This is a genomic window from Streptomyces sp. NPDC019531 (genome assembly GCF_044903305.1).
Classification (GTDB): Bacteria; Actinomycetota; Actinomycetes; order Streptomycetales; family Streptomycetaceae; genus Streptomyces.
Genome location: NZ_JBJDQL010000002.1, coordinates 246,094 through 272,484 on the forward strand (window position 1 = coordinate 246,094; position 26,391 = coordinate 272,484).

Annotated in this window: 26 protein-coding genes, 1 pseudogene and 1 riboswitch; of the genes and pseudogenes, 19 read left to right on the forward strand and 8 right to left on the reverse strand. The window is 69.4% G+C overall.

The features are described 5' to 3' along the window. Positions 1-70: 70 nt before the first annotated feature. Positions 71-1,186: a glycine cleavage system aminomethyltransferase GcvT gene (gcvT, locus tag ACI2L1_RS03265; RefSeq protein ID WP_404737605.1), complete on the reverse strand. Its 1,116-nt coding sequence runs from the start codon at positions 1,184-1,186 to the stop codon at positions 71-73. A gap of 153 nt (positions 1,187-1,339) precedes the next feature. Next, positions 1,340-1,436, reverse strand: a riboswitch (glycine riboswitch). Between the two features lie 182 nt (positions 1,437-1,618). On the opposite strand from gcvT, the gene ACI2L1_RS03270 reads away from it, so the two are divergent. From ACI2L1_RS03270 to ACI2L1_RS03315, 10 genes are all read left to right on the forward strand, one after another. Further along, positions 1,619-2,287, forward strand: a complete 669-nt coding sequence (locus ACI2L1_RS03270) for an AAA family ATPase (protein WP_404737606.1) — start codon at positions 1,619-1,621, stop codon at positions 2,285-2,287. Positions 2,288-2,354: 67 nt separating this feature from the next. Continuing rightward, the gene (locus tag ACI2L1_RS03275) at positions 2,355-3,146 is read left to right on the forward strand and encodes an enhanced serine sensitivity protein SseB (RefSeq protein ID WP_404737607.1); all 792 of its coding nucleotides are present in this window, start codon (positions 2,355-2,357) and stop codon (positions 3,144-3,146) included. Between the two features lie 165 nt (positions 3,147-3,311). After that, positions 3,312-4,106, forward strand: a complete 795-nt coding sequence (locus ACI2L1_RS03280; RefSeq protein WP_404737608.1) for an enhanced serine sensitivity protein SseB C-terminal domain-containing protein — start codon at positions 3,312-3,314, stop codon at positions 4,104-4,106. Between the two features lie 335 nt (positions 4,107-4,441). Continuing rightward, complete coding sequence (locus ACI2L1_RS03285) at positions 4,442-5,440, forward strand: ABC transporter permease (protein WP_404737609.1); 999 nt, start codon at positions 4,442-4,444, stop codon at positions 5,438-5,440. A gap of 59 nt (positions 5,441-5,499) precedes the next feature. Further along, positions 5,500-7,248, forward strand: coding sequence for an ABC transporter substrate-binding protein (locus ACI2L1_RS03290; RefSeq protein ID WP_404737610.1), 1,749 nt, complete (start codon positions 5,500-5,502; stop codon positions 7,246-7,248). Positions 7,249-7,317: 69 nt separating this feature from the next. Beyond that, positions 7,318-8,325: an ABC transporter permease gene (locus tag ACI2L1_RS03295; RefSeq protein WP_404737611.1), complete on the forward strand. Its 1,008-nt coding sequence runs from the start codon at positions 7,318-7,320 to the stop codon at positions 8,323-8,325. Next, a complete protein-coding gene (locus ACI2L1_RS03300) occupies positions 8,322-9,413 on the forward strand; it encodes an ABC transporter ATP-binding protein (RefSeq protein WP_404737612.1) in 1,092 nt (363 codons plus the stop codon). Before ACI2L1_RS03295 ends, ACI2L1_RS03300 begins: the two co-directional genes overlap by 4 nt. 14 nt (positions 9,414-9,427) lie before the next feature. Next, on the forward strand, positions 9,428-10,714 hold the full coding sequence (locus ACI2L1_RS03305) for an ABC transporter ATP-binding protein (RefSeq protein WP_404737613.1): 1,287 nt from the start codon (positions 9,428-9,430) through the stop codon (positions 10,712-10,714). Between the two features lie 97 nt (positions 10,715-10,811). After that, entirely contained in the window at positions 10,812-12,203 is a 1,392-nt protein-coding gene (locus ACI2L1_RS03310; RefSeq protein ID WP_404737614.1) for a M1 family metallopeptidase, read from the forward strand. A gap of 23 nt (positions 12,204-12,226) precedes the next feature. Then, a complete protein-coding gene (locus ACI2L1_RS03315) occupies positions 12,227-12,883 on the forward strand; it encodes a trimeric intracellular cation channel family protein (protein ID WP_404737615.1) in 657 nt (218 codons plus the stop codon). Here ACI2L1_RS03315 and ACI2L1_RS03320 read toward each other — a convergent pair. After that, positions 12,792-14,012 carry an alpha/beta hydrolase gene (locus tag ACI2L1_RS03320; protein WP_404737616.1) on the reverse strand — a complete coding sequence of 407 codons (1,221 nt, stop codon included), beginning with the start codon at positions 14,010-14,012 and terminating at the stop codon, positions 12,792-12,794. The genes ACI2L1_RS03315 and ACI2L1_RS03320 overlap by 92 nt on opposite strands. 159 nt (positions 14,013-14,171) lie before the next feature. On the opposite strand from ACI2L1_RS03320, the gene ACI2L1_RS03325 reads away from it, so the two are divergent. Next, positions 14,172-15,026 (forward strand): thioesterase family protein, encoded by an 855-nt coding sequence (locus ACI2L1_RS03325; RefSeq protein ID WP_404737617.1) that lies wholly within the window; start codon positions 14,172-14,174, stop codon positions 15,024-15,026. A gap of 417 nt (positions 15,027-15,443) precedes the next feature. Here ACI2L1_RS03325 and ACI2L1_RS03330 read toward each other — a convergent pair. Beyond that, positions 15,444-15,605, reverse strand: a pseudogene (locus ACI2L1_RS03330) (streptophobe family protein); the annotation flags it as partial. Positions 15,606-15,953: 348 nt separating this feature from the next. Between ACI2L1_RS03330 and ACI2L1_RS03335 the strand changes: the two are divergent. Beyond that, positions 15,954-16,352, forward strand: a complete 399-nt coding sequence (locus tag ACI2L1_RS03335; RefSeq protein WP_404737618.1) for a hypothetical protein — start codon at positions 15,954-15,956, stop codon at positions 16,350-16,352. A 70-nt stretch (positions 16,353-16,422) separates the two neighbouring features. On the opposite strand, the gene ACI2L1_RS03340 is transcribed toward ACI2L1_RS03335, so the two are convergent. After that, positions 16,423-17,049, reverse strand: a complete 627-nt coding sequence (locus ACI2L1_RS03340) for a TetR family transcriptional regulator (RefSeq protein WP_404737619.1) — start codon at positions 17,047-17,049, stop codon at positions 16,423-16,425. 133 nt (positions 17,050-17,182) lie between these two features. On the opposite strand from ACI2L1_RS03340, the gene ACI2L1_RS03345 reads away from it, so the two are divergent. The 3 genes from ACI2L1_RS03345 to ACI2L1_RS03355 all read left to right on the forward strand — a co-directional run bounded on the left by ACI2L1_RS03345 (position 17,183) and on the right by ACI2L1_RS03355 (position 18,897). After that, positions 17,183-17,347 carry a hypothetical protein gene (locus ACI2L1_RS03345; protein ID WP_404737620.1) on the forward strand — a complete coding sequence of 55 codons (165 nt, stop codon included), beginning with the start codon at positions 17,183-17,185 and terminating at the stop codon, positions 17,345-17,347. Between the two features lie 48 nt (positions 17,348-17,395). After that, positions 17,396-17,662, forward strand: a complete 267-nt coding sequence (locus ACI2L1_RS03350; RefSeq protein ID WP_404737621.1) for a DUF4190 domain-containing protein — start codon at positions 17,396-17,398, stop codon at positions 17,660-17,662. A 65-nt stretch (positions 17,663-17,727) separates the two neighbouring features. Beyond that, positions 17,728-18,897: a cysteine desulfurase family protein gene (locus ACI2L1_RS03355; protein ID WP_404737622.1), complete on the forward strand. Its 1,170-nt coding sequence runs from the start codon at positions 17,728-17,730 to the stop codon at positions 18,895-18,897. 116 nt (positions 18,898-19,013) lie between these two features. Here ACI2L1_RS03355 and ACI2L1_RS03360 read toward each other — a convergent pair whose 3' ends face one another. Both ACI2L1_RS03360 and ACI2L1_RS03365 read right to left on the reverse strand, forming a co-directional pair. Further along, positions 19,014-20,564 carry a multicopper oxidase family protein gene (locus ACI2L1_RS03360; protein WP_404737623.1) on the reverse strand — a complete coding sequence of 517 codons (1,551 nt, stop codon included), beginning with the start codon at positions 20,562-20,564 and terminating at the stop codon, positions 19,014-19,016. Between the two features lie 226 nt (positions 20,565-20,790). After that, entirely contained in the window at positions 20,791-21,456 is a 666-nt protein-coding gene (locus tag ACI2L1_RS03365) for an N-acetylmuramoyl-L-alanine amidase (RefSeq protein WP_404737624.1), read from the reverse strand. 60 nt (positions 21,457-21,516) lie between these two features. Between ACI2L1_RS03365 and mnmA the strand changes: the two genes are divergently transcribed. Then, a complete protein-coding gene (gene mnmA, locus ACI2L1_RS03370) occupies positions 21,517-22,641 on the forward strand; it encodes a tRNA 2-thiouridine(34) synthase MnmA (protein ID WP_404737625.1) in 1,125 nt (374 codons plus the stop codon). Positions 22,642-22,725: 84 nt separating this feature from the next. Here the strand turns inward: mnmA and ACI2L1_RS03375 are convergent, their stop codons facing one another. Continuing rightward, complete coding sequence (locus ACI2L1_RS03375) at positions 22,726-23,508, reverse strand: alpha/beta fold hydrolase (protein WP_404737626.1); 783 nt, start codon at positions 23,506-23,508, stop codon at positions 22,726-22,728. Between the two features lie 37 nt (positions 23,509-23,545). Further along, complete coding sequence (locus tag ACI2L1_RS03380; RefSeq protein WP_404737627.1) at positions 23,546-23,875, reverse strand: DUF427 domain-containing protein; 330 nt, start codon at positions 23,873-23,875, stop codon at positions 23,546-23,548. A gap of 50 nt (positions 23,876-23,925) precedes the next feature. Here ACI2L1_RS03380 and ACI2L1_RS03385 point away from each other — a divergent pair, with 50 nt between their 5' ends. From ACI2L1_RS03385 to ACI2L1_RS03395, 3 genes are all read left to right on the forward strand, one after another. Beyond that, positions 23,926-24,465 carry a TIGR00730 family Rossman fold protein gene (locus ACI2L1_RS03385; RefSeq protein ID WP_404737628.1) on the forward strand — a complete coding sequence of 180 codons (540 nt, stop codon included), beginning with the start codon at positions 23,926-23,928 and terminating at the stop codon, positions 24,463-24,465. Between the two features lie 23 nt (positions 24,466-24,488). Then, positions 24,489-25,178, forward strand: coding sequence for an SDR family oxidoreductase (locus ACI2L1_RS03390; protein ID WP_404737629.1), 690 nt, complete (start codon positions 24,489-24,491; stop codon positions 25,176-25,178). Between the two features lie 197 nt (positions 25,179-25,375). Beyond that, positions 25,376-26,377 carry a methionine synthase gene (locus ACI2L1_RS03395; RefSeq protein WP_404737630.1) on the forward strand — a complete coding sequence of 334 codons (1,002 nt, stop codon included), beginning with the start codon at positions 25,376-25,378 and terminating at the stop codon, positions 26,375-26,377. Positions 26,378-26,391 lie beyond the last annotated feature (14 nt).

Here is a 26,391-nt window from a genome sequence, read left to right on the forward strand (position 1 = left end):
TGCTGATGAAGGGGGGACTGCGGAAGGCATGCGTGAGCAGCGACTATGTGCTCAGCATCACCTGCGGCGGTTACTTCTGACGCTTGTAGAACGGCAGCGCCACGACCTCGTACGGCTCGTGGGTGCCCCGGATGTCGACACCGACCCCGGCCGTGCCCGGCGCCGCGTGGGCTGCGTCGACGTACGCCATGGCGATCGGCCTGCCCAGGGTGGGGGAGGGGGCCCCGGAGGTGACCTCGCCGATCACCTCGCCGTCCGCGACGACCGCGTACCCGGCACGCGGGACCCGGCGACCCTCGGCGACGAGGCCGACGAGCACGCGCGGCTCGTGGTTCGCGTTCTCCGCGGCCTCACGCAGGGCCGCGCGGCCCACGAAGTCACCTTCCTTCTCGAACTTCACCACCCGCCCGAGGCCCGCGTCGAAGGGGGTGAGGGAGGCCGACAGCTCGTGCCCGTACAGCGGCATGCCCGCCTCCAGGCGCAGCGTGTCCCGGCAGGACAGCCCGCAGGGGACGAGCCCGACGCCCTCGCCCGCCTTGGTCAGCGCCTGCCACAGCTCGACCGCGTGCTCCGGCTTCACGAACAGCTCGAAGCCGTCCTCGCCGGTGTACCCGGTGCGCGCGATCAGCGCGGGAACCCCGGCGACCGTGCCCGGCAGCCCGGCGTAGTACTTGAGCCCGTCGAGATCGGCGTCGGTCAGGGAGGCGAGGATTCCCGGGGACTCCGGCCCCTGTACGGCGATCAGCGCGTACGCGTCCCGGTCGTCCCGCACCTCGGCGTCGAAGCCGGCGGCACGCTCGGTCAGGGCGTCCAGCACGACCTGGGCGTTGGAGGCGTTGGCGACCACCATGTAGGCGGTGTCGTCCAGCCGGTAGACGATCAGGTCGTCGAGAATGCCGCCGTCGGCCCGGCAGATCATGGTGTAGCGGGCGCGGCCCGTCTTCACGCCCCCGATGTTCCCGACCAGGGCGTAGTCCAGCAGAGCGGCGGCCTGAGGCCCGCTCACGGTGATCTCCCCCATGTGGGAGAGGTCGAAGAGGCCGGCCTTCGTTCGTACCGCGGTGTGTTCGTCGCGCTCGGAGCCGTACCGCAGGGGCATGTCCCAGCCGGCGAAGTCGGTCATCGTCGCACCGAGCGAGCGATGCAGGGCATCCAGGGCGGTGTGACGGGGTTCAGAACTGCTCATCGGACGGTCGTCTCCAAGGATCCCAGGACATGGGTGTGACGGGCGAGGTAGTCCTCCCCATCTGTCATCGGGACCTGAGAGGTTCGCCATGAGGAACATGGCTTGCACCTTGGGTGGGGCGGCCACGAAGGGCGGCCCGCTTTTCAGATGTGCCTCGCCCGCGCGGTAACGGGGCCTGAGAGATTCAAGGGAGGGACTTGCTCCTTCGGCGCCCGGGTACATGTACCCGGGACTCTCCCGCGCGGATTCAAACGGCCGGTATGCAGTTGGCGCGGACATCATTGCACGCATCGCGAGTGAGCGGCAGGGCCGCATCGGGCCCCTGCCTTTGTGACCGGCTTGTGGCAGGACGATCACGAAAACCGGAGGCACATCGCATTACCTTCTCTTTACGCTCAGTGGGGAGGGAAATCCTGACCCCGGAGGAGGACGATGACGGTGAACAGGACCACGGCGTACGCGACGACCTCGGGCATCGCGCTGCCCGAGCAGCCCGCGGCCCCGGCCGTCGAGGCCTGTGGCGCGCGTCCGGTCGTCCGCGACCTGCGCGACCGCGCGGGACACAGTCCGCACGCCCTGCTCTTCGGCCCCGAGGACGTCGTCGTCATCACCGGCTTGCCCGGCAGCGGCAAGTCCACCCTGATGAAGCGCGCGGTCAAGGGCGCGAGGATCGACTCCCAGGACACCCGCGACCGCTGGGACGGGAGGCTGCCACGCTTCCTGCCGTACGCCGTCTACCGCCCCCTGGTCCGGTTCGCGCACTACGCCGGGCTGCGCCGCGCCCTGCGGTCGGGCGAGGGAGTCGTCGTGCACGACTGCGGAACCCAGGCCTGGGTGCGCGGCTGGCTGGCCCGCGAGGCCCGGCGCCGGGGCGGCGCCCTGCACCTGCTGCTGCTCGACGTCACGGCGGACACCGCCCTTGAGGGCCAGCGCGAGCGCGGCCGGGGCGTCTCGCGGTACGCCTTCCTGCGGCACCGGGCCGCGGCCTCCCGGCTGATCCGGTCCGTGGAGCGGGGCGACCTGCCCGAGGGATGCGGCTCGGCGGTGCTGATCGACCGGGACGCGGCGGACGTGCTGCGGCGGATCGGGTTCACGGGCTGAGCCACGCATCGCCCGCACCCGCTAGCCTTTCAGCCACATCAGTGGTTCACAGCAGGCGGTCAGACAGATGGACTTCCCGGCGGATCTTCCCGCGGACTTCCCGGCACAGTCGGCACACCCCCATTCGCATGGCGGATGGCCGGGCAACGAACTGGAGGAGGTGCTCTCGGCCTCCCTCGGCATGCCCTCGGCCGGCGGCCGCATCATCGAGGTGCTCGGCCGCAGTTTCGTATGGATCCCCCTGCCGAACGGCGGCGGCCCGCACAGCGGCCCCCTCGACCTGCCCACACTGGAGATCGGGGGCCAGGCGTTCGTCCCGGTCTTCAGCTCCGAGGAGCAGTTCCGTCAGGTCGTCGGCGGCCATCTGTCGTACACCATCGCCCCCGCGGTGGAGTTCGCCCGCGGCCTGCCCCCGCACGTGGGCATCGCCGTGAACCCCGACGGAGTGGTCGGCGTTCCGCTGCCCCCTGCCGCGGTGGCCGACCTCTGCCGCGTGGGCCGCACTCCGCTTGACGGTCCCAACACCGGCGGTCGGGTCAAGCTCTACGAGCCGGACTGGCAGGACGACCCGGTCGACTTCCTGGCCGCCGCCTCGGCCGAGTTCGCGGCGACGGGCGTGGTCCTGACGGCCCGCCGCTGCCTGGCCGCCATCGAGACGGCCGACCCGGTGATGTTCGTGGGCGTGGAACTCTCCCAGTGGGAGGGGGACTTGCGCACCCTGCCGATGGACGCCCTGGGCCGGGCCCTGCACCAGACCCCGGTCCAATGGCCGGTCAACCTGGTCCTGTTGGACGTGGCGGACGACCCGGTGGGCCACTGGATGCGCGAACAGGTACGGCCCTTCTATACACGGGGCTAGTCGCCCCAGCTGTCCGGGGGCGCGGGGCTGTGCCGATATGCGGCTCCGCCGCGGGGCGCGATCAACCCCCACGACCCGCACTCGCCGACGACGCACAGGTCCCGAGCTCGTGGGCGCTTAAGCTGGTTTCATACTCGGGGCAACTTCCAAGAAGGGCGATACGACGTGAGCGCCAGCGGCACCACGACCGGCCAGGTCGAGCACATGCTGCGCCAGGTGACCCCCGGGCGCTACGACGCCTACGAGGCACTGCTGCGCGCCCTCGCGACCCCGAACTCCGGCCAGATCTGGATGCTCCTGTGGCACGGCCAGGCCGGCTCCCCGGACGCCCAGTACGGAAACATGGAGGTCGAGGGCTACGGATACGCCCCCTGTGTGACGTCGGCTCAGGAGCTGAGCGCCAGCGGCTGGAACCGCTCCTACGAAGTGGTCGACGGCATCGACGTGGCCCGCACCCTCTACCCCGACCACTACGGCCTCTGGCTCAACCCGCACGCCCCCGGCGGCGGCGTCGGCATCCCCTGGCTCGACCTGCGCCGCATCGCCACCGGTTTGGAGCGCCAGCCCGCGGGGCCGCTGCGGCTGGAGGAGCCCGGTATCGAGATCCCGCAGTTCTACGCCCTGCTCGTGCAGAACGCCCACCGCACCCCGGCGGTCCGTTCACTGCGCCGTGCCTGGGTGCAGCCGGCGCTCGGGGCGCCGTATCTCGCCATCGGTCTGGACGTGTACGACACCAGTCCCTCGGCCGTGGACTCGGTGCGCGCGATGATGCAGCAGTCCATCGGCGTGGTTCCGGACGGCCTGCCCGTGTCGACGGTGGCGATGTCCGACGAGTACGACCCGGTGGCGCTGTGGATGCGCGCCGGTGCCCGTCCGTTCTACGACCGTGAGGCCCACGCGGCCCCCGCCCAGGCCCCGGCGGCCGGGTACGGCTACCCGCCGGTCCGCGGTGGTTACTGAGCGTCATGACCCCCATGTGGACGCCGTTACGTAACACCCACATTTCTTCGCGCGTAGATAGCGGCGAATCGCTCCGAAGATGGTTGATTATGCCGTTCTGTCCAAACTGTTCCGCGTCCGAGAGGCGTTACCCGGTGTTCGGATAACGGAATCCCCAGTACTGCATCACGGTTGCGCATACTTTCGTCGCCAGGCCTGGCGGGTGATCGCGACGACGTTGAAGACTCCCCAGTCAGACAGGGAATCGAACGATCCCTGATCGAACGCAAGTCGACAAAGCCGTAATCCACGGCAGGTGTAGGCCGGTCACCACCGGCGAGAGGGGTCGGGTCACTGTGACCGCACCGATCGAGACCACCGGGGCGCAGGCCGAGGCGCAGCCGGAGGCTGTCCTCGCCGGAGTCGGCAAGGGGCAGATCGAGGGCCGTTCCCTGGGGCAGATCGCCTGGTCCCGTTTCAAGAGGGACAAGGTGGCGGTCGCCGGCGGTGTCATCGTCATCCTGCTGATCCTGATCGCGGTGCTGTCCCGTCCCATCCAGGCCCTCTTCGGACTGGACCCGAACGCCTTGAACCAGGATCTGATCGACCCCAACACCTCGCTGCCCAAGGGCGGCTGGGGCGGCATGAGCTGGGACCACCCGCTCGGCGTGGAGCCCAAGTTCGGCCGCGACATCGCCACCCGCATCCTGGAAGGCTCCTGGGTCTCGCTGGTCGTGGCCTTCGGTGCCACGATCCTGTCCAACACGATCGGCGCGGTCCTCGGCGTGGTCGCCGGCTACTACGGCGGCCGGGTCGACACGATCATCAGCCGGCTGATGGACACCTTCCTGGCGTTCCCGCTGCTGCTGTTCGCCATCGCCATCTCGGCCACCCTGCAGGGCGGTGCCTTCGGCCTTGAGGGCCTGCCGCTGCACATCAGCGTGCTGATCTTCATCATCGGCTTCTTCAACTGGCCCTACCTGGGCCGCATCGTGCGCGGGCAGACCCTGGCCCTGCGCGAGCGGGAGTTCGTCGACGCCTCACGGGGGATGGGGGCCAAGGGGCCGTACATCCTCTTCCGTGAGCTGCTGCCGAACCTCGTCGGCCCGATCATCGTCTACTCGACGCTGCTCATCCCGACCAACATCCTCTTCGAGGCGTCCCTCAGTTTCCTCGGCGTCGGCATCCAGCCTCCGCAGGCGTCCTGGGGCGGCATGATCAACCAGGCGGTCGACTACTACCAGGTCGACCCCCAGTTCATGATCGTGCCTGGTCTGGCCATCTTCGTGACCGTCCTGGCGTTCAACCTGCTCGGCGACGGTCTCCGCGACGCTCTCGACCCGCGCAGTCGCTGACCCGCGGCCGCGGTGAGAGTCCACAAGATTTCCGACAATTGAAGGGGAAGCAGACCATCATGCGAAGGTCAGCGCTGGCCGCAGTGGCGGCTATCGGCAGTGCGAGCCTGTTGCTCTCGGCTTGCAGCAAAGCCGATGACAACGGTGGAGACGAAAACAAGTCGGCTGGGGCCAACGCAGCGACCAAGGGTGTCGTCAACGCCTCCACCCAGAAGGGTGGGACGGTCACGTACGAGTACTCCGACGTCCCGGACTCCTTCGACCCCGGCAACACGTACTACGCCTACATGTACAACCTCAGCCGGCTGTACGCCCGCCCGCTGATGACCTTCGCGCCCGGTCCGGGCGAGGAGGGCAACAAGCTGGTCCCGGACCTCGCCGAGAGCGCCGGCCAGCCGAGCGACGGCGGCAAGACCTGGACGTACAAGATCCGTTCCGGCCTGAAGTACCAGGACGGCACCGCGATCACCTCGAAGGACGTCAAGTACGCCGTCGAGCGCTCGAACTTCGCGCGTGACGTGCTCTCCCTCGGCCCGAACTACTTCCAGCAGTTCCTCGAGGGCGGCAAGGAGTACAAGGGCCCCTACAAGGACAAGAGCGCCGAGGGCCTGAAGTCCATCGAGACGCCGGACGACAACACGATCGTCTTCAAGCTCAACCGCGCCTTCCAGGAGTTCGACTACCTGGTCGCGACGCCGCAGACGGCTCCGGTGCCGCAGGCCAAGGACACCGGCGTCGACTACGTCAAGAGCATCGTGTCCTCGGGCTCGTACAAGTTCCAGAGCTACAAGGAGGGCCAGCAGGCCGTCCTCGTCCGCAACGACAACTGGGACGCGAAGACGGACCCGCTGCGCAAGCAGTACCCGGACAAGATCGTCGTCAAGCTGAAGGTCAACGCCGAGACGATCGACCAGGACGTCCAGGCCGGTGACGCGATCGACCTCGGTGGTACCGGTGTCCAGGCCGCGACCCAGGCCAAGGTCGTCAACGACGCCAACCTGAAGGCCAACACGGACAACACCTACGGTGGCCGTCTGGTCTACATGGCGATCAACACCCAGGTCGCGCCGTTCGACAACGTCGCGTGCCGCAAGGCCGTCCAGTACGCCATCGACAAGGTCTCCGTGCAGACCGCCGAGGGCGGCCCCATCCGCGGTGACATCGCCACCACCGTCCTGCCGCCGGACATCCCGGGCTACCAGAAGGCGGACGTCTACGCGACCACCGGCAACAAGGGCGACACGGCCAAGGCCAAGGAGCAGCTGCAGGCCTGCGGCAAGTCGACCATCAGCACCAACATCTCGGCCCGCAGCGACCGCCCGCAGGAGATCGACGCGGCCACCGCGATCATCGCCTCGCTGAAGAAGGTCGGCATCAACGCCAGCCTGAAGCAGTACCCGTCGGGCAAGTACTTCACCGACTACGCCGGTGTGCCCACCTTCGACAAGAAGCAGAACATCGGTCTGCACATGATGCAGTGGGGTGCCGACTGGCCCTCCGGCTACGGCTTCCTGCAGCAGATCCTGCACGGTGACGCGATCGGTGCCTCCGGCAACACCAACCTCTCGTACCTGAACGACAAGCAGATCAACGAGATGCTGGAGAAGGCCATCGCCACCGAGGACGACACGGCGCGCAACGCCCTGTACGCCCAGATCGACAAGCGTGCGATGGACCTGTCGGCGCTGGTCCCGCTGACCTACTTCAAGGTCCTGCTGTACCGCCCGACCGGCTTCACCAACCTGGTGTCCACGGCGGCCTTCAGCGGTCAGTACGACTACCTCAACATCGGCACGACCAAGAAGTAGCCCCGGAAGGCAGGTGAAGGCATTGGTGCCCGTGGGCTTCGCGGCCCACGGGCACCAGCGCCGGTCCCCGTGATCTCGTACATCCTCCGTCGGACGTTCGCGGCAGTGATCCTGCTGTTGGTCGTCACCGCGGTCACCTTCGCGATCTTCTTCCTGCTGCCACGGATGGCCGGCCAGACCGCCGACCAGCTCGCGCAGCAGTACCTGGGCAAGAGCCCGACGAAGGCGGACATCCTCGCGGTCAAGCAGAACCTGGGTCTGGACGACCCCCTGTACCTCCAGTACTGGCACTTCATCAAGGGTGTCGTGTCCGGGGCCACCTACAACCTGGGTCCCACGACCGCGCACTGCGACGCGCCGTGCTTCGGCTACTCCTTCAAGACCCACGAGGCGGTCTGGCCGCAGCTCACCTCGCGCATCCCGGTGACCGCGTCGCTGGCCCTCGGTGCCGCCGTGCTGTGGCTGGTCTCGGGTGTCGTGATCGGTGTGATCTCCGCGCTCAGGCCGGGCAGCTTCTTCGACCGCAGCTTCATGGGCGTCGCGCTCGCCGGTGTCTCGCTGCCCATGTTCTTCACGGGCAACCTGGCGCTGCTGCTCTTCACCTACCAGTGGCCGATCTTCGGCCGCACCTATGTGCCGTTCACCGAGAACCCGGCCCAGTGGGCCAACACGCTCTTCCCGGCCTGGTGCTCGCTGGCACTGCTGTACTCCGCCATCTACGCGCGGCTGACCCGTTCGGGCATGCTGGAGACGATGAACGAGGACTTCATCCGCACGGCCCGCGCCAAGGGCCTGCGGGAGCGCAACGTCGTGGCCCGGCACGGGCTGCGCGCCGCGCTGACCCCGATCATCACCGTCTTCGGCATGGACCTGGGTCTGCTGCTCGGCGGCGCCGTGATCACCGAGACGGTGTTCTCGCTGCCCGGCATCGGCCAGTACGCGGTGCAGGGCATCACCGACAACGACCTGCCCCCGATCCTCGGCGTCACCCTGCTGGCCGCCATCTTCGTCGTAGTCGCAAATCTCCTGGTGGACCTGTTGTACGCCGCCGCCGACCCGCGGGTGAGGCTCTCGTGACCGAACTCTCCAAGACCGGTGCCGCCCTGGGCGAGCCGGCACCGGGGAACGCCCCCGACGCCTTCCTCGCGGTCCGCGACCTCAAGGTGCACTTCCCGACCGACGACGGCCTGGTCAAGTCCGTCGACGGGCTCAGCTTCCAGGTGGAGAAGGGCAAGACCCTCTGCATCGTCGGCGAGTCCGGCTCCGGCAAGTCCGTCACCTCGCTGGCCATCATGGGTCTGCACCGGCTCGGGGCGCGTGGCAAGAACGTCCAGATGTCCGGCGAGATCTGGCTGGACGGCAAGGAACTGGTCTCCGCCGACCCGGACGAGGTGCGCCGGCTGCGCGGCCGCGAGATGGCGATGATCTTCCAGGACCCGCTGTCCGCGATGCACCCGTACTACACGATCGGCAACCAGATCGTGGAGGCGTACCGGGTCCACCAAGACGTCAACAAGAAGGTCGCGCGCAAGCGGGCCATCGAGATGCTCGACCGGGTCGGCATCCCCGAGCCCGACAAGCGCGTCGACGGCTACCCGCACGAGTTCTCCGGCGGTATGCGCCAGCGCGCGATGATCGCCATGGCGCTGGTCAACAACCCCGAGCTGCTCATCGCGGACGAGCCGACGACCGCCCTCGACGTCACCGTCCAGGCGCAGATCCTCGACCTGATCCGGGACCTGCAGAAGGAGTTCGGCTCCGCGGTCGTCCTCATCACCCACGACCTGGGTGTGGTCGCCGAGATCGCCGACGACGTCCTGGTGATGTACGGCGGCCGGTGCGTGGAGCGCGGTTCGGTGGACGACGTCTTCGAGCGGCCGCAGCACCCGTACACCTGGGGCCTGCTCGGCTCGATGCCACGCATCGACCGGGAGACCTCCGAGCGGCTCATCCCCGTCAAGGGCCAGCCGCCGAGCCTCATCAACGTCCCCTCGGGCTGCGCCTTCCACCCCCGCTGTCCGTACGCGGACATCCCCAAGGGCGATGTCACCCGTACCGTGCGCCCGGAACTCCAGCAGGTCGGCGGCGGGCACTACTCCGCGTGCCACCTCTCGCCGGAGGACCGCACGCGGATCTGGACCGAAGAGATTGCGCCGAAGCTGTGAGTGACGCCGAAGCTGTGAGTGAGACGAAGAAAGCCGCCGACTCCGAGGTGCTGCTCAAGGTCGAGGGCCTCAAGAAGCACTTCCCGATCCGCAAGGGCGTCCTTCAGCGCCAGGTCGGCGCGGTCAAGGCGGTCGACGGCATCGACTTCGAGGTGCGCAAGGGCGAGACCCTGGGCGTGGTCGGTGAGTCGGGCTGCGGCAAGTCGACCATGGGGCGGGTCATCACCCGGCTCCAGGAGCCGACCGGCGGCTCGATCCACTTCGAGGGCCAGGACATCACACGGCTGAACTCGGCCGGGATGCGCCCGCTGCGGCGGGACATCCAGATGATCTTCCAGGATCCGTACGGGTCCCTGAACCCCCGGCACACCATCGGCGGGATCGTCTCGGCGCCGTTCCGGCTGCAGGGCGTGGAGCCCGAGGGCGGGGTGAAGAGGGAGGTCCAGCGTCTGCTGGAGCTGGTGGGTCTCAGCCCCGAGCACTTCAACCGCTACCCGCACGAGTTCTCCGGTGGCCAGCGTCAGCGCATCGGCATCGCGCGCGCACTGGCCCTGAAGCCGAAGCTGGTGGTGGCCGACGAGCCGGTCTCGGCCCTCGACGTGTCGATCCAGGCGCAGGTCGTGAACCTGATGGACGACCTCCAGAACGAGCTGGGCCTGACGTACGTGATCATCGCGCACGACCTGTCCGTGGTGCGCCATGTCTCGGACCGTATCGCGGTGATGTACCTCGGCAAGATCGTCGAACTCGCCGACCGCACCTCGCTGTACGAGGCGCCGATGCACCCGTACACCAAGGCCCTGATGTCGGCCGTGCCGGTCCCCGACCCGAAGCGCCGGGGTGCCAAGTCCGAGCGCATCCTCCTGCGCGGCGACGTCCCGTCCCCGATCTCCCCGCCGTCCGGCTGCCGCTTCCACACGCGGTGCTGGAAGGCGACGGAGATCTGCAAGACGACGGAACCCCAGCTGATCGAGCTGCGCCCCGGCCAGCGCGTGGCCTGCCACCACCCGGAGAACTTCGAGGACCAGGCTCCGCAGGACACCGTGCTCCTGTCGGTGGCCAAGGAAGCGGCCTCGCTGGTCGCCGTGCCGGAGAGCGAGGTCGCGGAGGAGCTCGAGACTCCCGGGGTCAAGACCACGAAGACGGGCCCGGGCACCAAAACCACGGACGAGTCGGCCAACTCAGGGGCGCGGGGCGGTGTTGAATCTGCGGCTACCGCCGCGGGGGCGCGACCAGCCCCCACTGACCCGCAGCCGAACGAAGAACCGGAAGACGACCGTCAGGAGTCAACCGACAAGTAACGCATGACAAGTTGGCAAAGTCATGCACATGCCCGAACGGGAGAGCGCAGAGTCGTCCCTGTCCGACTTATCGGCAGACGCGCGAAAGGGACGACACATGAGACTCTCCCGTTCAGCACGTTTAGGGGCCATCGCCACGGCGGTGGCCTCTTTCTGTGTCATCGCCGCCGCCCCGGCCCCGAAACCCGGCGCCCCCGGCATCGGCGACTCCTACTTCCCCCTCCTCGGCAACGGCGGCTACGACGCCCGCCACTACACCCTCGACGTGGCGTACAACCCCGACACCGACCGCCTGGACGGCCGTACGACACTCACCGCCCGCGCCACCCAGAACCTCTCGTCCTTCGACCTTGATCTCCAGAAACTGGAGGTCACCAAGGTCGAAGTCAACGGCAGACGGGCCCAGTTCACGCGCGACGGCGACGAGATCCGCATCACCCCGCGCCAATCCCTCCGCAAGAACCAGGACTTCACCGTCGCCGTCACCTACGGCGGCATCCCGCAACCCCTCGGCGGCCCCATCGTCTTCGGCTCCGACTACGGCTGGATGAAGACCACCGACGGCGTCTTCGTCGCCTGTGAACCCAACGCCGCCTCCACCTGGTTCCCGTCCAGCGACCACCCCTCCGACAAGGCCACCTACGACATCCGCATCAAGACCCCCGCGGGCCTGACCGCGGTCTCCAACGGCCGGCTCGTGTCGACGTACGACAAGGGCGGCTCCACGTACACCCACTGGCGCGAGAAGAAGCCGATGGCGACCTATCTCGCGACCGCCACCATCGGGAAGTTCGACGTGAAGACCGGCACCACGCCCGGCGGCACGCCGATCTACGTCGCCATCGACCCGGTCCTCGCGAACAGCAACAACGTCGACGTGTACGGCGTCACCGCCGAGGCCACCGACTACTGGTCGCAGGTGTTCGGGCCGTACCCCTTCGAGGAGACCGGCGCGATCGTCGACGACATGCCGCAGGCCGGGTTCTCGCTGGAGGTGCAGACGAAACCGGTCTACTCGGCCGTCCGCAACGAGACCACGATCGTGCACGAGCTGGCGCACCAGTGGTTCGGCGACAGCGTATCCGTCGCGCACTGGAAGGACATCTGGCTCAACGAGGGCTTCGCCACGTACAGCCAGTGGTTGTGGGCCGAGCACAAGGGCACCCGCAGCGCCCACGACTCCTTCCTCGCGGGCTATGACGCCCGGCCCGCCGACAACGCCTTCTGGCAGACGGTCGTCGGCGACCCGCAGCGCGACACGATGTTCGCGTCCGCGGTCTACCAGCGGGGCGCGATGACCCTCCAGGTGCTGCGCGAGCGGATCGGCGACACGGCGTTCTTCAAGCTGCTGCCCACCTGGACGAAGCTGCACCGCTACGGCAATGCCGACACCGCCGACTTCATCCGCCTCGCGGAGAAGATCTCCGGACAGCAGCTGGACGACCTGTTCCAGACCTGGCTGTTCACGACGGGCAAGCCCGCCCTGTAGCAGGCCCTGCGCAAGAATGCGGTGTGCTCCAGCAACTGTTCAGCCCCTCCGTCCAGCACACGCTCGACCTCGTCGGCATCTTCGTGTTCGCCATCTCCGGCGCGCTGCTGGCCGTCCGCAAGAACTTCGACGTCTTCGGCATCGCCGTGCTCGCCGAGGTCACCGCGCTGGGCGGAGGGCTGTTCCGGGACCTGATCATCGGCGCGGTGCCGCCCGCCGCCTTCACGGACCTGGGCTACTTCATCACCCCACTGCTCGCCGCCCTGCTGGTCTTCTTCCTCCACCCGCACGTGGAGCGCATCCAGGTGGGCGTGAACGTCTTCGACGCGGCGGGCCTCGGCCTGTTCTGCGTCGCCGGGACAACCAAGGCGTACGAGTACGGGCTCGGCCTCACCCAGTCGGCGACGCTCGGTCTCGCCACCGCCGTCGGCGGCGGTGTGCTCAGGGACGTACTCGCCAACGAGGTGCCGTCACTGCTGCGCTGGGACCGCGACCTGTACGCGGTCCCAGCGATCGTCGGCGCCACCATGGCCGTCCTCTGCATCCGCTACGACGTCCTCACCCCGCTGACCAGCGGGCTCGCGGCCCTCACCGCTTTCCTACTGCGGCTGCTCGCGATGCGGTTCCACTGGCGAGCTCCGCGGGCTTGGAACCGCCGCTCGACGGTGCGTGAGGAGTAGCGCCCGCCCGGCCGTGCAGCAGCCCCATCTCCTCGGTCAGCCAGGTGAAGGCCGGGACCACCTGCGGCCGCCACAGCGCCATGTTGTGGCCGCCCGCGCTCTTCGGGATGCAGACGACGTGCACGGTCGTCGGCGCCTTCGCGATCTTTTCCAGGCCGGTGGCCGCCTCGTAGCCGTCGCCCGGCTGACCGGACTGGTAGAGCGCGATCGCGGGCGGGGTACGGGCGTCCCGCAGCAGCACATAGGGGTTGTTGGCGCGGCGCAGGGCCAGCGTCTCCGCGGCCAGCGAATTGCGTTCGGCGACCGGGTCGTTGTACCCGGACATGCTGACCGCGGCCCGGTAGCGGTCGGGATGTGCCACGGCGAGCTTGGTCGCGCAGTGCCCGCCCGCCGAGTACCCGGCCACCGCCCAGCCCGCGGGCCCCGACTGGGCGCGGAAGTTGTCGTTGACCATCTTCGGCACGTCGAGGCTGAGCCAGGTGTCGGCGTTGACCGTGCCGGTGATGTTGGCGCAGCCGGTGTCCACTCCGGCCAGCAGGTTCATGCGCGGGGCGACCAGGATGAACGGTGCCACCTTGCCGTCCCGCATCAGCGGTTGCAGCTGGTTCACCGCGTGCAGCGACCCGAACCAGGCCTTCGCCGAGCCGGGGTAGCCCGACAGCAGCTCCACCACGGGGAACTTGTGGTGCCGGTAGGCGGGCGTGTCGTACTGGGGCGGCAGCCAGACGTAGACCTCGGCGTTCACGCCCGAGACGCGGCCCTTGAGCTGGGTGACCCGCACGCCCTCCATGCCGGGGCCGCCCGCCCTCCTGAAGTGCTGCGTCACCTTGGGCAGACGTTCCAGCGCGATGCCGCCGGTGCCGTCGGCGCCCAGGTCCGCGGCCTGCTGGACGTGGTCGCCGGTCCCGAGCAGGTCGGCCCAGCTGTCGTACAGGTTGTTCTGGTTGTTGACCAGCACGAAGACGAGGGCGACGGCGGTGCTTTGGGCGAACAGCACCATCAGCAGCCGGGCCGTGGCACGCAGGGCTCGTGGCCCTCTGACCCGCGACCACAGAGCGAGCGGAAGCGCGACAGCGACGACGGACAGCACGATCAGCGTGTAGAGGAACGCGGTCCCGGTGAGGCTCATATCCCTACAGAGGGGCGTACAGCCGGATCGGTTTACGGATGTGTACGGACACTTACCTGGAAGTTGCCCAGGTCTCACCTGAGAGCGTGCTGAGAAGCCGAGGGGTGAGGAGAGGCAGCAAAGCTACCGCTTAGTAGTACGTTGTTGTACCGTTCAGGCATGCCAGAAGCAGCCTCCGCCACGCGCGCCACGATCGGCGACAGCGAGTTCGACCGGGACACCGCGGTGACCCGCCGCGCACCCGGCGTCTACGACATCGATCTCTCCGCGGGCTGGACGATCATCAGCGCCGTCAACGGCGGCTATCTGCTGGCGGTCCTGGGCCGCGCCCTCGCGGACGCCCTGCCGCACCCCGACCCGTTCACGATCTCCGCGCACTACCTGACCGCGTCCCAGCCCGGACCCGCGGTGATCCGCACGGACGTCGTCCGCACCGGCCGCACCCTCTCCACCGGCCAGGCCTCGCTCTTCCAGTACGACGAGCAGGGCGCCGAGGTCGAACGCATCCGCGTCCTCGCCTCCTACGGCGACCTCGACTCCCTCCCCGACGACGTCCGTACGACGGCGACGCCCCCCGCTTTCCCGCCGATGGACGAGTGCTTCGGCCCCGAGGACGGACCGGCCCCGGTGGACGGCAGCTCGGCCATCACCGAGCGGCTGATGCTCAAGCTGGACCCGTCGACCCTGGGCTGGGCTCTCGGCGTGCCGTCCGGCAAGGGCGAGATGCGCTCGTGGTTCGGCCTCGCCGACGGCAGGGACGCCGACCCCCTCTCGCTTCTCCTGGCGGTGGACGCGCTGCCGCCGACCGCCTTCGAGATCGGCCTGAAGGGCTGGGTTCCCACGGTCGAACTCACCGTCCACGTGAGGTGCCGCCCGGCACCCGGCCCCCTGCGCGTCACCATCACCACCCGCAACCTCGCCGGCGGCTTCCTGGAGGAGGACGCGGAGGTCTGGGACAGTGCGGACAGGTTGGTGGCCCAGTCACGCCAACTGGCAAGGGTGAGGCTCGGGTAAGAGGCTGAGGGGCGCGACTGCACCCACCCAGGGGTGCGGGACTGGACTCGATTTGCGGCTACCGCCGCGGGCGCGACCAGCCATGTGCGGCCCGCAGTCGCCATACGAAGCCCTCCTCGTACGGACGTCACGGGCCTGACCGCCCCGTGCGCTGTTCGTCCTGCCGCCCAGGGCGCCCACGCGGCTCTGGGACTCGACTCCGCCCTCGGCTCGGTCCTGCGCAAGGTGATGGCCGCGCTGCCCGCCGCATCCTGGTCGACGCCACCCACTGGAAGAGCGGACCACAGCGGTCCATGGGCCTGGCGACCCTTCACGCGAGCCGGACGTACACCGTCGACCGGTACGGCCTCGTCGCCAGGGCGGGAGCCTGGTGTCTGGTCGCCGACCGGGTGCACTCCGCGACCGTTTTGGCGGAGCGAGGGCGGACGCGGCCGGCCGTACGACCCCGTGCACCGCCTCCCAGCCGCGCGGCAGCGGTGTACGGCGGGACGCCAGCAGCGCGACCAGCAGGATCCCGGCCGACCTGCCGAGCCCGCCGAGCAGCGTCGGCGCGGTGTCCACCGTGAAGCCGACCGAGGCCGGTCAAACGCCGGGTCGGTGTCGAACTTGCCGACGTCTGGGAGGTGTTGTGCCGCCAGGTCGAGGAGCGCCCCGGCGGCATCGACGTGACCGGGCGGGTTCGTCGCGACCGACTCGACCTGTTCCTGCGCCTGATGGCCCCCTGCCTCGCCGAACGCCGCTTCTGTCACGGGCTTGTACCAGCGAGTAAGTGAGCGAGCCGTGAAGACTCCCAGGTCAGAGTGGTTCCTTTAGCTGCGCTTTGCCTTCCGCACAGGCGGGGGACAGTGCGGACTCAAGGAAGCCCTAAGGGCCGTTGCGAGAGTTCACGACCTCAGGACTTCCTCATCTTCCCTGGAGTTGTCTCTCATGAAGCGTGTGCGTCTCCTCCCCGCCGTGGCCCTGTTGGCGCTCTCGCCCCTCGCCCTGGTGGCCTGTGGCTCGGGCGACTCGTCGTCGACCTCGAACAGCGGTACCTCGGGCCAGCAGCAGAACTGTCAGGCCCCCACGGGCAACGCCACCGGGATGCCGAGCGGAGGCGCCGCCCCGTCGGGCGCCCCCACCGGCAACGCGACCGCGATGCCGTCGGGTGCCCCCACCGGCAACGCCTCGGGCATGCCGAGCGGCGGCCCCGGCGGCGGCCAGGGCGGTCAGGGCGGCCCCGGCGGCGGCCAGGGCGGCGGCTGTGGCGGCCCCGGCGGCGCGGGCGGTGCGGCCCCGAGTGGCGCACCCAGCGGTGCGCCTAGCGCGGCGGCCACGAAGAGCTGACGTGGCGTAGTACGCCGTACGACAAGGGCGGCGCCCCGGTGAACGGGGGCGCCGCCCTTGTGTGTTCGGGTCAGTTCAGCCAGTGTTCACGGCCGATGCCGATGAGCCGCATCTGCCGCTCCGCCACCTGGCAGACCCGCTCGCGTTCCTCCTCGTCGGCCTCCAGTGCCTCCAGGAACAGTGAAGCCGTGATCAGCATCTGGTCCACGTACAGGTTGGCCAGCATGAGCAGGTCGTCGTCGCTCCAGCCTTCGGACACCGGGTCCTTGGCCAGTTCCTCCTTCACCTCCTGCCCGAACCGGGCCAGTTGGTCACGGATGGCCTCCCGGACCGGCTGGACCCCGCCGTGTCGTTCGCGGGCGATGAAGCGGACATGGGCCGGATACGCGTCCACGTGACCGGCGATCAACTCGACGGCCCGCGCTATGCGTTGGCCGTGGTCGGCGGCAGAGGACACCGTCCTGCGGATCATCGGGTGCAGGCTGCCCAGCGCCTCCTCGACCAGGGCCACGCCGAGATCCTCGGTGGAGCGGAAGTGCCGGTAGAAGGCGGTCGGGGCGACCCCGACGGCGCGGGTGACCTCGCGCAGGCCCAGGCTGCTCAGGCTCTGCTCCTCCAGCAGTCCGAGCGCCGCGTCCAGGAGCGACTGCCGGGTCTTCTGTTTCTGTGCCTGCCGGATGCCGAGGGTGTGACTCATGTCATCCAGTTAACAACTGTTCTCCGTAATTGGAAAGCCGTAAGGCGCGCTAGACTCTGGAGTCAGTGAACAACTGTAACCACAACTGTTCACCCAAACGTAACGACAGCCGTATCGGAGGGGGATCCGTCCCATGCTGTTCCTCGTCGCCGCACTCATGCTGCTCGGCGTCGTCCTGGGCACCGTCGCCCACGCGCCGTTCACCTTCACCGCCGTCGCCGCCACTGTCATCGCCGCGTGGCTCGGCGTCTTCGCGATCCGCGAGCGCCTCGCCCGCCGCCGCACCCCGTCCCACTGACCCCGTCCCTCTGACCCAGCCGCACCGTCCCCAGGAGCACTGATCACCATGCAGCTCACCGCGCAGGCCACCCCCCGCACCGGCGCCCGCGACACCGACGGCATGGCCGTGGCGTCCTTCATCCTCGGCCTCCTCGGCCTTCTCGTCCTCAATGTCTTCCTCGGCCCGGTCGCCATCGTCCTGGCCTCGGTGGCCCTGTGGCGCGGCACCAAGCGCCGCGGCCGCGCCTACCTGGGCCTCGGCCTCGGAGTGGCCGACCTCCTGGTCCTGGTGGCGTTCATGCAGCTGGACAGTACGGTGTCCTGGAGCCTCTGAGCCCGCCGTACCGGCCGGTCCTGGCCTGAGGCCGCGCGGGCACGCCCCGTAGAATCGGCGTCACCATGGCATACCTCGACCACGCCGCGACCACCCCGATGCTTCCCGAGGCGGTCGAGGCACTCAGCGCCCACCTCGGCGCCACCGGCAACGCCTCTTCCCTTCACGCGTCCGGCCGCAACGCCCGCCGCACGGTCGAGGAATCCCGCGAGACCCTCGCGGAGGCGCTCGGCGCCCGCCCGAGCGAGATCGTCTTCACCTCCGGCGGCACGGAGGCCGACAACCTCGCCGTGAAGGGCCTGTACTGGTCCCGGCGCGATGCGGACCCCGCAAGGACGCGGGTCCTCGCCAGCCCCGTCGAACACCACGCCGTCCTCGACGCCGTCCACTGGCTCGGCGAACACGAGGGTGCCACCGTCGAGTACCTCCCCGTCGACAAGTACGGCCGGGTCCACCCGGACGCCCTGCGCGCGGCGATCGCCCGTAACCCCGACGACATCGCCCTGGCCACGGTCATGTGGGCCAACAACGAGATCGGCACGATTCTGCCGGTCCGCGAACTCGCCGACGTCGCCGAGGCGTTCGGCGTCCCGCTGCACGCCGACGCCGTCCAGGCCTTCGGCCAGGTCCCCGTCGACTTCGCCGCCTCGGGACTCGCCGCGATGACGGTCTCGGGCCACAAGATCGGCGGCCCGTACGGCATCGGCGCGCTGGTCCTCGGCCGTGAGTGGACCCCCGTTCCCGTGCTGCACGGCGGCGGCCAGGAGCGCCACGTCCGCTCCGGCACCCTGGACGTCCCCGCCATCGCCTCCTTCGCGGTGGCCGGCCGCCTCGCCGCCGAGCAGCGCGAGTGGTTCGACGCCGAGATCGGCGCCCTGCGCGACGCCCTGGTCGAGGCGGTCCGTACGGCGGTCCCGGACGCGATCCTCGGCGGTGACCCGGCGCCGGGGGGACGACTCCCGGCCAACGCCCACTTCACCTTCCCCGGCTGCGAGGGCGACTCCCTGCTCCTGCTCCTGGACGCCCAGGGCATCGAGTGCTCCACCGGCTCCGCCTGTACCGCGGGCGTCGCCCAGCCCAGCCACGTCCTGCTGGCCACCGGCACCGACCCCGACCTGGCCCGCGGCACCCTGCGCTTCTCTCTCGGCCACACCTCCACCGAGGCGGACGTCGAGGCGGTCGCGAAGGCCATCGGCCCGGCGGTGGAACGGGCCCGGGCGGCGGGGCTGACGTAACGACACCGAAGCGGGACGCTCCTCGTGTCGTGGGGCGCCCGGTCAGGGGCTGCCGCCGGCACTTCCACTGCCGGCGGCAGCCTGCTGACGAGGCCCGGCGCGACCGTCTGCTCCGGTCAGCTCTCCGTGACCATCAGGGAGGCCATCATTCCCTCGTCCTCGTGCTGGAGCAGATGGCAATGGAGCATGTACATGTACGTGTCGTCGGCGAAGTCGGTGAACTCCATGGCGATCTTGATCTCGCCGCCACCGACGACCTCGTAGGTGTCGTACCAGCCGAGCTCGACCCCGGTCGGCTCCTCGCCGTTGATCGAGATGAGCTGATACGGCACGTCATGCAGATGGAACGAGTGTTCCAGCTGGCTGGTGTTGGTGATCGTCCAGATCTCCTTCGCGCCCAGCGTGGTGCTGATCATGGCCATGCTGGACATGGTGAGTCCGGCCGAGCCGTTGATCTTCATCGTCGCACCGGTGTTGCTGAGGGTGATGGTGCGGGCGGTGAAGTCGGTGGTGTCGTACCGCTCGATGGTGTTGAGGGTGCTGGGCAGGTCGTCCGGGGTGTCGGTGCCGCCCGCCGCGACGGTGAGGAAGTCGTACGTGCCGGAGCCGCCGCGGATCCAGCCGGTCGTGATGACCGCCTGGAGGGTGACGTCGGAGCTGACGTCCATGACGAACTCGGCACGGGCGCCGGCCACCAGACGGATGGTGGTCACCTCGGCGGCCTCCGCCAGGTAGCCCTGGTCGGTGGCGATCTGCGTCAGCGTGCCGCCGTCGCTGCGTTGGATGGTGATGATGTCGGACGGTGAGGCGTTGAGCGCCCGGAAGCGGTTGCGGGTCTTGGTGGCGGAGAAGGCGAGCGTGGTGTCGTCGACGTTCTCGCCGTTCACCAGGAGCGGGAAGCTGAGCCCGGAGCTGAGGTAGCCGGTCTGGTCGTACTTGATGTCTCCCGCGCTGTCCACGGCCAGGCACTGGAAGATGAGCGGGATGTCGTCGACGCCGTAGTCGCTGGGCAGCGCCGCGGACGTGTCGGAGTCGTCCTCGACGATGATCATCCCGGCCAGCCCGTGGGTGGCCTGCTTGGCCGTGGTGCCCAGGGCGTGCGGGTGGTACCAGAGGGTCTTGGCCTCGTCCAGGACGGTGAAGGTGGGCGACCAGACCGTCCCGGCGGAGAAGGTGCTCTGCGGGCCGCCGTCCATCTGGGCCGGGACATGGGCGCCGTGGAAGTGGACGGTGGTGTCCTCGGTGAGGCTGTTGGTGATGTTCAGCAGCACGGTGTCGCCGTTGGTCCACTTCAGGGTGGGGCCGAGGAACGACTGGTTGTAGCCCGCGGTGCTGCTGCTGACACCGCTGAGCACCTCTGCGGTGCCGGTCTGTGCCTCCAGGGTGAAGGTGGTGGTGCCGTCGGTGGTGGTGCCCTCCAGCAGCTCCGGGATGGTGAGGGTGCCGTCCGTGGCGGCCGCCGCCTTGTTGCGAGCGCCTTCGGTGAGCAGGGAGAAGGTGGTCCCGGCCGCGCCGACCGCGGCGAGGCCCAGCCCGGCCATACCGCCGAGGAACTTCCGCCGGTGCATGCCCTTCTTGTGGCCCCGGCCCTGCTTGGAGTGCTCGGCCTTGACTCCCCGGCCGTCTCTCGCGTGCGCGCCCTTGTCGGGTTCTGCGGTGTGTGTCATGGCCGTGGAGCTTTGGCCTAAGGGCTGTGTAAAGGCTGGGGTCGAATTAGGAACGAGCCAGGGATCCTGTGGACGGTGAGAAAGGCTTTTCTGCTCTCAACTCCCTTTAGGGGAAGTCATGTTGGCATGACGCAGGTCAGGGTCGGGATGGAGGACACATCGGACGGGCGCCCCTCATCGATTGTTCACAACAATGAAGGAAAGTGACCTGTGTCACAGGTGTAGCTCAAGTGGACCTGGTGTGCGCCGCTTTGACCAGCTTCATGTACCGGTCCCAGTCCCAGTGCTCGCCGGGGTCGGTGTGGTCCGTCCCCGGCACCTCCACATGGCCGATGATGTGCTCGCGGTCGACGGGTATGTCGTACCGCGCACATATTCGCGCCGTGAGCCGCGCCGAGGCCTCGTACATCTCGTCCGTGAAGTCCTCGGGCCGGTCCACGAAGCCCTCGTGCTCGATGCCGACACTGCGTTCGTTGTAGGCGCGGTTGCCCGCGTGGAACGCCACGTCCAGCTCACGGATCATCTGGGTGATGTGGCCGTCCTTGCGGACGATGTAGTGCGCGGCCGCGCCGTGCCCCGGGTCCTGGAACACCTTCACCGCGCTGTCGAAACTGCCCTGGGTGACATGGATGATCACCATGTCCACGCCGTAGTCGTCGGGCCGGTCCGCGCGCCGCCAGTTCGCGTCGGACGCCGCCACCCACTGCGCGCCGCGGAAGTCGACCGCGCCCTCGACCCGCGGCTTCTCCACGCCCGGTGCCCGCCACCACAGCCGCGCCAGCTCGTCCCGGGCCAGCACGGCCGAGCCCACGGCGGCCGCCGTCCCGCCGATGAGCAGAGCGCGGCGACCGATGCGTCGGTCGCCGTCCTCGGATGCCTGTTTCTCCCCCATGTGATCGTCAACGGATACTCGTGGGCTTCGGTTCCCGCGCCCCCGTACCCTTGAGGGGTTATGACTGACACCACGCCGCGCCCTCTTCGTGTACTCGCCGCCATGTCCGGAGGAGTGGACTCCGCCGTCGCCGCCGCCCGCGCCGCCGAAGCCGGCCATGACGTGACCGGCGTCCACCTCGCGCTCTCCGCGAACCCTCAATCGTTCCGCACGGGCGCGCGTGGCTGTTGCACCATCGAGGACTCGCGCGACGCCCGCCGCGCCGCCGACGTCATCGGCATCCCGTTCTACGTCTGGGACCTCGCCGACCGCTTCCGCGAGGACGTCGTCGAGGACTTCGTCGCCGAGTACGAGGCCGGCCGCACGCCCAACCCCTGCCTGCGCTGCAATGAGAAGATCAAGTTCGCCGCCCTGCTCGACAAGGCGCTGGCGCTGGGCTTCGACGCGGTGTGCACAGGCCACTACGCGAAGGTTCTGGTGGGCGAGGACGGCTCCCGCGAACTGCACCGCGCCTCCGACATGGCGAAGGACCAGTCGTACGTCCTCGGTGTCCTGGACGAGAAGCAGCTGGCGCACGCCCTGTTCCCGCTCGGCGACACCGTCACCACCAAGGACGAGATCCGCGCCGAGGCCGAGCGCCGGGGCCTCGCGGTCGCCAAGAAGCCCGACTCCCACGACATCTGCTTCATCGCCGACGGCGACACCCAGGGCTTCCTCGCCTCGCGTCTCGGCAGGGCCGAGGGCGACATCGTCGACGAGGCGGGCGCGAAGATCGGCACCCACGAGGGCGCGTACGGCTTCACGATCGGCCAGCGCAAGGGTCTGAGGATCGGCACCCCGGCCGCCGACGGCAAGCCGCGCTACGTCCTCGACATCTCGCCGGTGGACAACAAGGTGACGGTCGGCCCGGCCGCCGCCCTTGACGTGACCGCCCTGAGCGCGATCAAGCCCCGCTGGTGCGGCGCGGCTCCGACCGGCCCCGGCACCTACACCGCCCAGCTCCGCGCCCACGGCGGCGAGACCGAGGTCACGGCGGAGCTGGTCGACGGCGCCCTGGAGGTGCGGTTCACGGAGCCGGTCCGCGGGGTGGCACCCGGGCAGGCGATCGTGCTGTACGACGGCACACGCGTGGTGGGCTCGGCGACGATCGCGTCGACCACGCGCGCGAGGGCCGGGGTGGCCTGAACCGTTCTGCGCGCACACGCGCGTGCCCGGAGAGCCGTACGCGCGTGTGCCTCGGCTGTCAGGGAGCGCTGTCAGGGGGCGCTGTCAGGGGGCGAAGAACTCCGTCAGGACCGGTCCGAGGGCGGTCGGGTCCACCATGTGGGTCTGGCCCTCCAGGACGCGGTACGAGCCCTTCGGAGCCGTCTCCGCGACCGCCCTGGTGCCCTCGCGCATCCACTCGGGGCTCGCGCCGCCCGCGACGGCCAGCACCGGGGCCGTGATCGAGGCAAGGCGGTCCCGGGGGACCAGGCCACCTGCCATGACCGCGTTGTCGTAGGCGAGCGTCGGTGCGACGGACTCCATGCCGGGCCACATGGGGGACTGGCGGGCGCCCTGGATCATCTGTTCGCCCATGCCGGTGAGCCGCAGGAAGAGCTCCACCGCGTCCCCGCGCCGGCCCTCGGCGAGCGCGGCCGTCAACTTCTCGGTGTACTCGGCGTTCTGCTCGGCGCCGCCGTCCAGGAAGTCGGCGTAAGGCGTCTCGTACACGGCGACCCGGCGCACCGGCAGCCCGCTCGCCGCGGCTTCCAGGGCCAGCGCACCGCCGGACGAGACGCCGCACAGGCACGCCTCGCCGCCCGCCGCGTCGATGACCGCGGCGAGGTCGTCGACCTCACGGGCCACGGCGTAGGGGGCCGTGTCGCCGCTCGCGCCGCGACCCCGGCGGTCGTACACGAAAACGCTGTACCGCTCCGACAGAGGCACGGCCAGGGGCGCGACCGTGCCGCCCGTGGACATCGCGCCGCTGACGAGGATGACCGCCGGGCCCTGCCCGGTCCGTTCGTACGCGATCGGGGTGCCGTCGCGTGAGAGGGTCTTCTTGTCCATGTCTGAGGAGACTGCCTCAGGACACGGAATTCATCGGTCAGGACACGTCGACCTCGACCTCGTAGAAGCAGAGATGGTCCTTGATCTCGGCGACGGCGGGCTTCGGCTCGGGGTAGGACCACACCAGGTCGGGCGCGTCAGGCGCCGACCAGTAGGACGCGGTGCCCTTGAAGGGGCAGTAGGTGTGGGTGTCGGAGGGGGTCAGCAGATCGAGCCGTACGTCCTCGGCGGGGAGGTAGTACCGCACGGGACAGCCCGTCTCCCTGAGGGCCAACGGTCGGTCGCTCTCCGCCAGGACCTGGTCGCCGTGCACCACGCGCACGTGCCGGTCGAGCTGCTCGATGGTGATCGTGTGTCCTTCAGCCATACCGGAGAAGCGCTCGCGGGCCCCCGGTTCTTCCCGCGTACCGTGACCTCATGCGAATCTGCGTCTTCCTCTCCGCCGCCGACCTGGACGACCGCTACACGCGCCCCGCGCGGGAGTTCGCGAAGCTGCTTGGCAAGGGCGGGCACACCCTCGTGTGGGGCGGCTCGGACGTGGGTCTGATGAAGGTGGTCGCGGACGGCGTGCAGGAAGCGGGCGGGCGGCTCGTCGGGGTTTCCGTGGAGTTCCTGGCCGCCAAGGTCCGTCCGGGCGTCGACGAGATGGTGATCACCAAGGACCTCGCCGAACGGAAGAAGCTGCTTCTGGAGAAGGCCGACGCCGTGGTCGTCATGGTGGGCGGTACGGGCACGCTCGACGAGGCGACCGAGATCCTGGAGCTCAAGAAGCACGGGCACACCGAGAAGCCGGTGGTGCTGCTGAACACGGCGGGCTTCTACGACGGGTTGAAGGAGCAGTTCCGACGTATGGAGGACGAGGGCTTCCTGCCTCGCCCGCTGACCGACCTGGTGTTCTTCGCGGAGGAGCCGGTGGGGGCGCTGGCGTACCTGGAGGAGTCGCTCGGTACGCCCTGACGGCGTGATGCGAGCATGGCGGCATGGCTACACATGTGATCACCGGAGCGGGCTCCGGCATCGGCGCGGCGGTGGCCCGCCGTCTGCACGCGCGCGGGGACGAACTCGTGCTGCACGCGCGTGACGCGGGCCGTGCGAAGGAGCTGGCGGCGGAGTTTCCCGGGGCGCGGACGCTGGTCGGGGATCTGGCGGACCCCGACAAGCTCTCGTGGGCCTTCTCGCACCAGTCGCTGCCGGACCGGGTGGACTCCCTGCTGCACATCGCGGGTGTGGTCGACCTCGGGCCGGTGGGGGACCTGACCCCGAAGACGTGGCGCCATCAGCTGAACGTCAACCTGATCTCTCCGGCCGAACTGACCCGGCACTTCCTGCCCCAACTCCGGGCGGCCCGGGGCCATGTCGTCTTCGTCAACTCGGGTGCGGGGCTGAACGCGCACGCCGACTGGTCCGCGTACGCGGCCTCCAAACACGGGCTGAAGGCTCTGGCGGACTCCCTCCGCCACGAGGAGCACGGCAACGGCGTCAGGGTCACCTCGGTCTATCCCGGCCGCACGGCCGGCCCCATGCAGGCGAAGGTCCACCAGCAGGAGGGCAAGGAGTACGACCCGTCGCGATGGATCGACCCCGAGTCGGTCGCGACGACGATCCTGACGGCGATCGACCTGCCCCGAGACGCGGAGATCAACGACCTGACGGTCCGTCCGGGCCGCTGACGGATTTTTCCAGGGGCTCCGCCCCCTTCGATCCCCGCTCTTCAGACGCCGGAGGGGCTGATTCCAGCCCGTCCGGCGTTTGAGGACGAGGCCCCTTCAGGGCCGATGGGGGTCTGGGGGCGCAGCCCCCAGGGACGGGACGGGTAGGGGCGGCGGGGGCGAGAAAACACCCCCGGTCACCTACGTAGGCTTCGCACGTGACCGCAGACTTCAGCTTCGCCCCCGCCACCGGCATCGGCTCCCTCCCCGGCGGCGACGCCCGGGAAGCCGCCAGGACCGCCACCGGCTCCTTCGAGGACTTCCCGTTCCTGCCCGAGCTCCCCGCCCGCGGCCCCGGCGCCGACATGATCGGCCGCACCGCGGGCATGCTCGTCGAGCTGTACGCGCGCGTGGAGCCCAGCGGATGGCGGCTCGGGGACCGGCCCGGAAGGGACACCAATCGAGCCCGGTCCTGGCTGGGGCAGGACCTCGACGCCCTGGAGGAGTTCACCCAGGGGTACGAGGGGCAGCTCAAGGTGCAGGCCGTCGGCCCGTGGACGCTCGCCGCCGCGCTGGAGCTGAGGAACGGCGAGGTCGCCCTCTCCGACCCCGGCGCCTGCAGGGACCTCGCCGCCTCGCTCGCGGAGGGACTCAGGCTGCACCTGGAGGAGGTCCGGCGGCGCATCCCCGGCGCGCGGATCGTGCTCCAGCTCGACGAGCCCTCCCTCATCGCCGTACTGAGGGGGCAGGTGAGGTCCGCCAGCGGATACCGGACCCACCGTGCCGTCGACCGGCAGCTCGTCGAGGCCACCCTCCGCGACGTCGTCGGGGTTCACGAGGGCGGCCCCGTCGTGGTCCACTCGTGCGCACCGGACGTCCCCTTCGCCCTGCTGCGAAGGGCGGGCGCGGCGGCGGTCTCCTTCGACTTCTCGCTCCTCACCGAGCGTGACGACGACACGATCGGCGAGGCGGTGGAAGGGGGGACGAGGCTCTTCGCCGGTGTCGTGCCCGGCACGGACACGGCATTGTCAGACCCTGCCGGTAGCGTCATGGGTGTCAGGACGCTGTGGCGCAGGCTGGGGCTGCATCCGGGACTTCTCACGGAGGCAGTCACGGTCACTCCGTCGTGCGGACTCGCGGGGGCTTCCCCGGAGTACGCGCGCAAGGCCCTCGCCCACTGCGTCCAGGCGGCGAGATCCCTCGCGGACAACCCAGAGTAACGGGAGGACAACAC

Coding starts and splice junctions, on each gene's coding strand:
- mnmA (WP_404737625.1), top strand. CDS start 21,517: ATGACTGACACCACGCCGCGCCCTCTTCGTGTACTCGCCGCCATGTCC.
- ACI2L1_RS03345 (WP_404737620.1), top strand. CDS start 17,183: ATGCTGTTCCTCGTCGCCGCACTCATGCTGCTCGGCGTCGTCCTGGGC.
- ACI2L1_RS03335 (WP_404737618.1), top strand. CDS start 15,954: ATGAAGCGTGTGCGTCTCCTCCCCGCCGTGGCCCTGTTGGCGCTCTCG.
- ACI2L1_RS03310 (WP_404737614.1), top strand. CDS start 10,812: ATGAGACTCTCCCGTTCAGCACGTTTAGGGGCCATCGCCACGGCGGTG.
- ACI2L1_RS03365 (WP_404737624.1), bottom strand. CDS start 21,456: ATGGGGGAGAAACAGGCATCCGAGGACGGCGACCGACGCATCGGTCGC.
- ACI2L1_RS03385 (WP_404737628.1), top strand. CDS start 23,926: ATGCGAATCTGCGTCTTCCTCTCCGCCGCCGACCTGGACGACCGCTAC.
- ACI2L1_RS03270 (WP_404737606.1), top strand. CDS start 1,619: ATGACGGTGAACAGGACCACGGCGTACGCGACGACCTCGGGCATCGCG.
- ACI2L1_RS03360 (WP_404737623.1), bottom strand. CDS start 20,564: ATGACACACACCGCAGAACCCGACAAGGGCGCGCACGCGAGAGACGGC.
- ACI2L1_RS03375 (WP_404737626.1), bottom strand. CDS start 23,508: ATGGACAAGAAGACCCTCTCACGCGACGGCACCCCGATCGCGTACGAA.
- ACI2L1_RS03350 (WP_404737621.1), top strand. CDS start 17,396: ATGCAGCTCACCGCGCAGGCCACCCCCCGCACCGGCGCCCGCGACACC.
- gcvT (WP_404737605.1), bottom strand. CDS start 1,186: ATGAGCAGTTCTGAACCCCGTCACACCGCCCTGGATGCCCTGCATCGC.
- ACI2L1_RS03325 (WP_404737617.1), top strand. CDS start 14,172: ATGCCAGAAGCAGCCTCCGCCACGCGCGCCACGATCGGCGACAGCGAG.
- ACI2L1_RS03355 (WP_404737622.1), top strand. CDS start 17,728: ATGGCATACCTCGACCACGCCGCGACCACCCCGATGCTTCCCGAGGCG.
- ACI2L1_RS03380 (WP_404737627.1), bottom strand. CDS start 23,875: ATGGCTGAAGGACACACGATCACCATCGAGCAGCTCGACCGGCACGTG.
- ACI2L1_RS03390 (WP_404737629.1), top strand. CDS start 24,489: ATGGCTACACATGTGATCACCGGAGCGGGCTCCGGCATCGGCGCGGCG.
- ACI2L1_RS03340 (WP_404737619.1), bottom strand. CDS start 17,049: ATGAGTCACACCCTCGGCATCCGGCAGGCACAGAAACAGAAGACCCGG.
- ACI2L1_RS03290 (WP_404737610.1), top strand. CDS start 5,500: ATGCGAAGGTCAGCGCTGGCCGCAGTGGCGGCTATCGGCAGTGCGAGC.
- ACI2L1_RS03320 (WP_404737616.1), bottom strand. CDS start 14,012: ATGAGCCTCACCGGGACCGCGTTCCTCTACACGCTGATCGTGCTGTCC.
- ACI2L1_RS03275 (WP_404737607.1), top strand. CDS start 2,355: ATGGACTTCCCGGCGGATCTTCCCGCGGACTTCCCGGCACAGTCGGCA.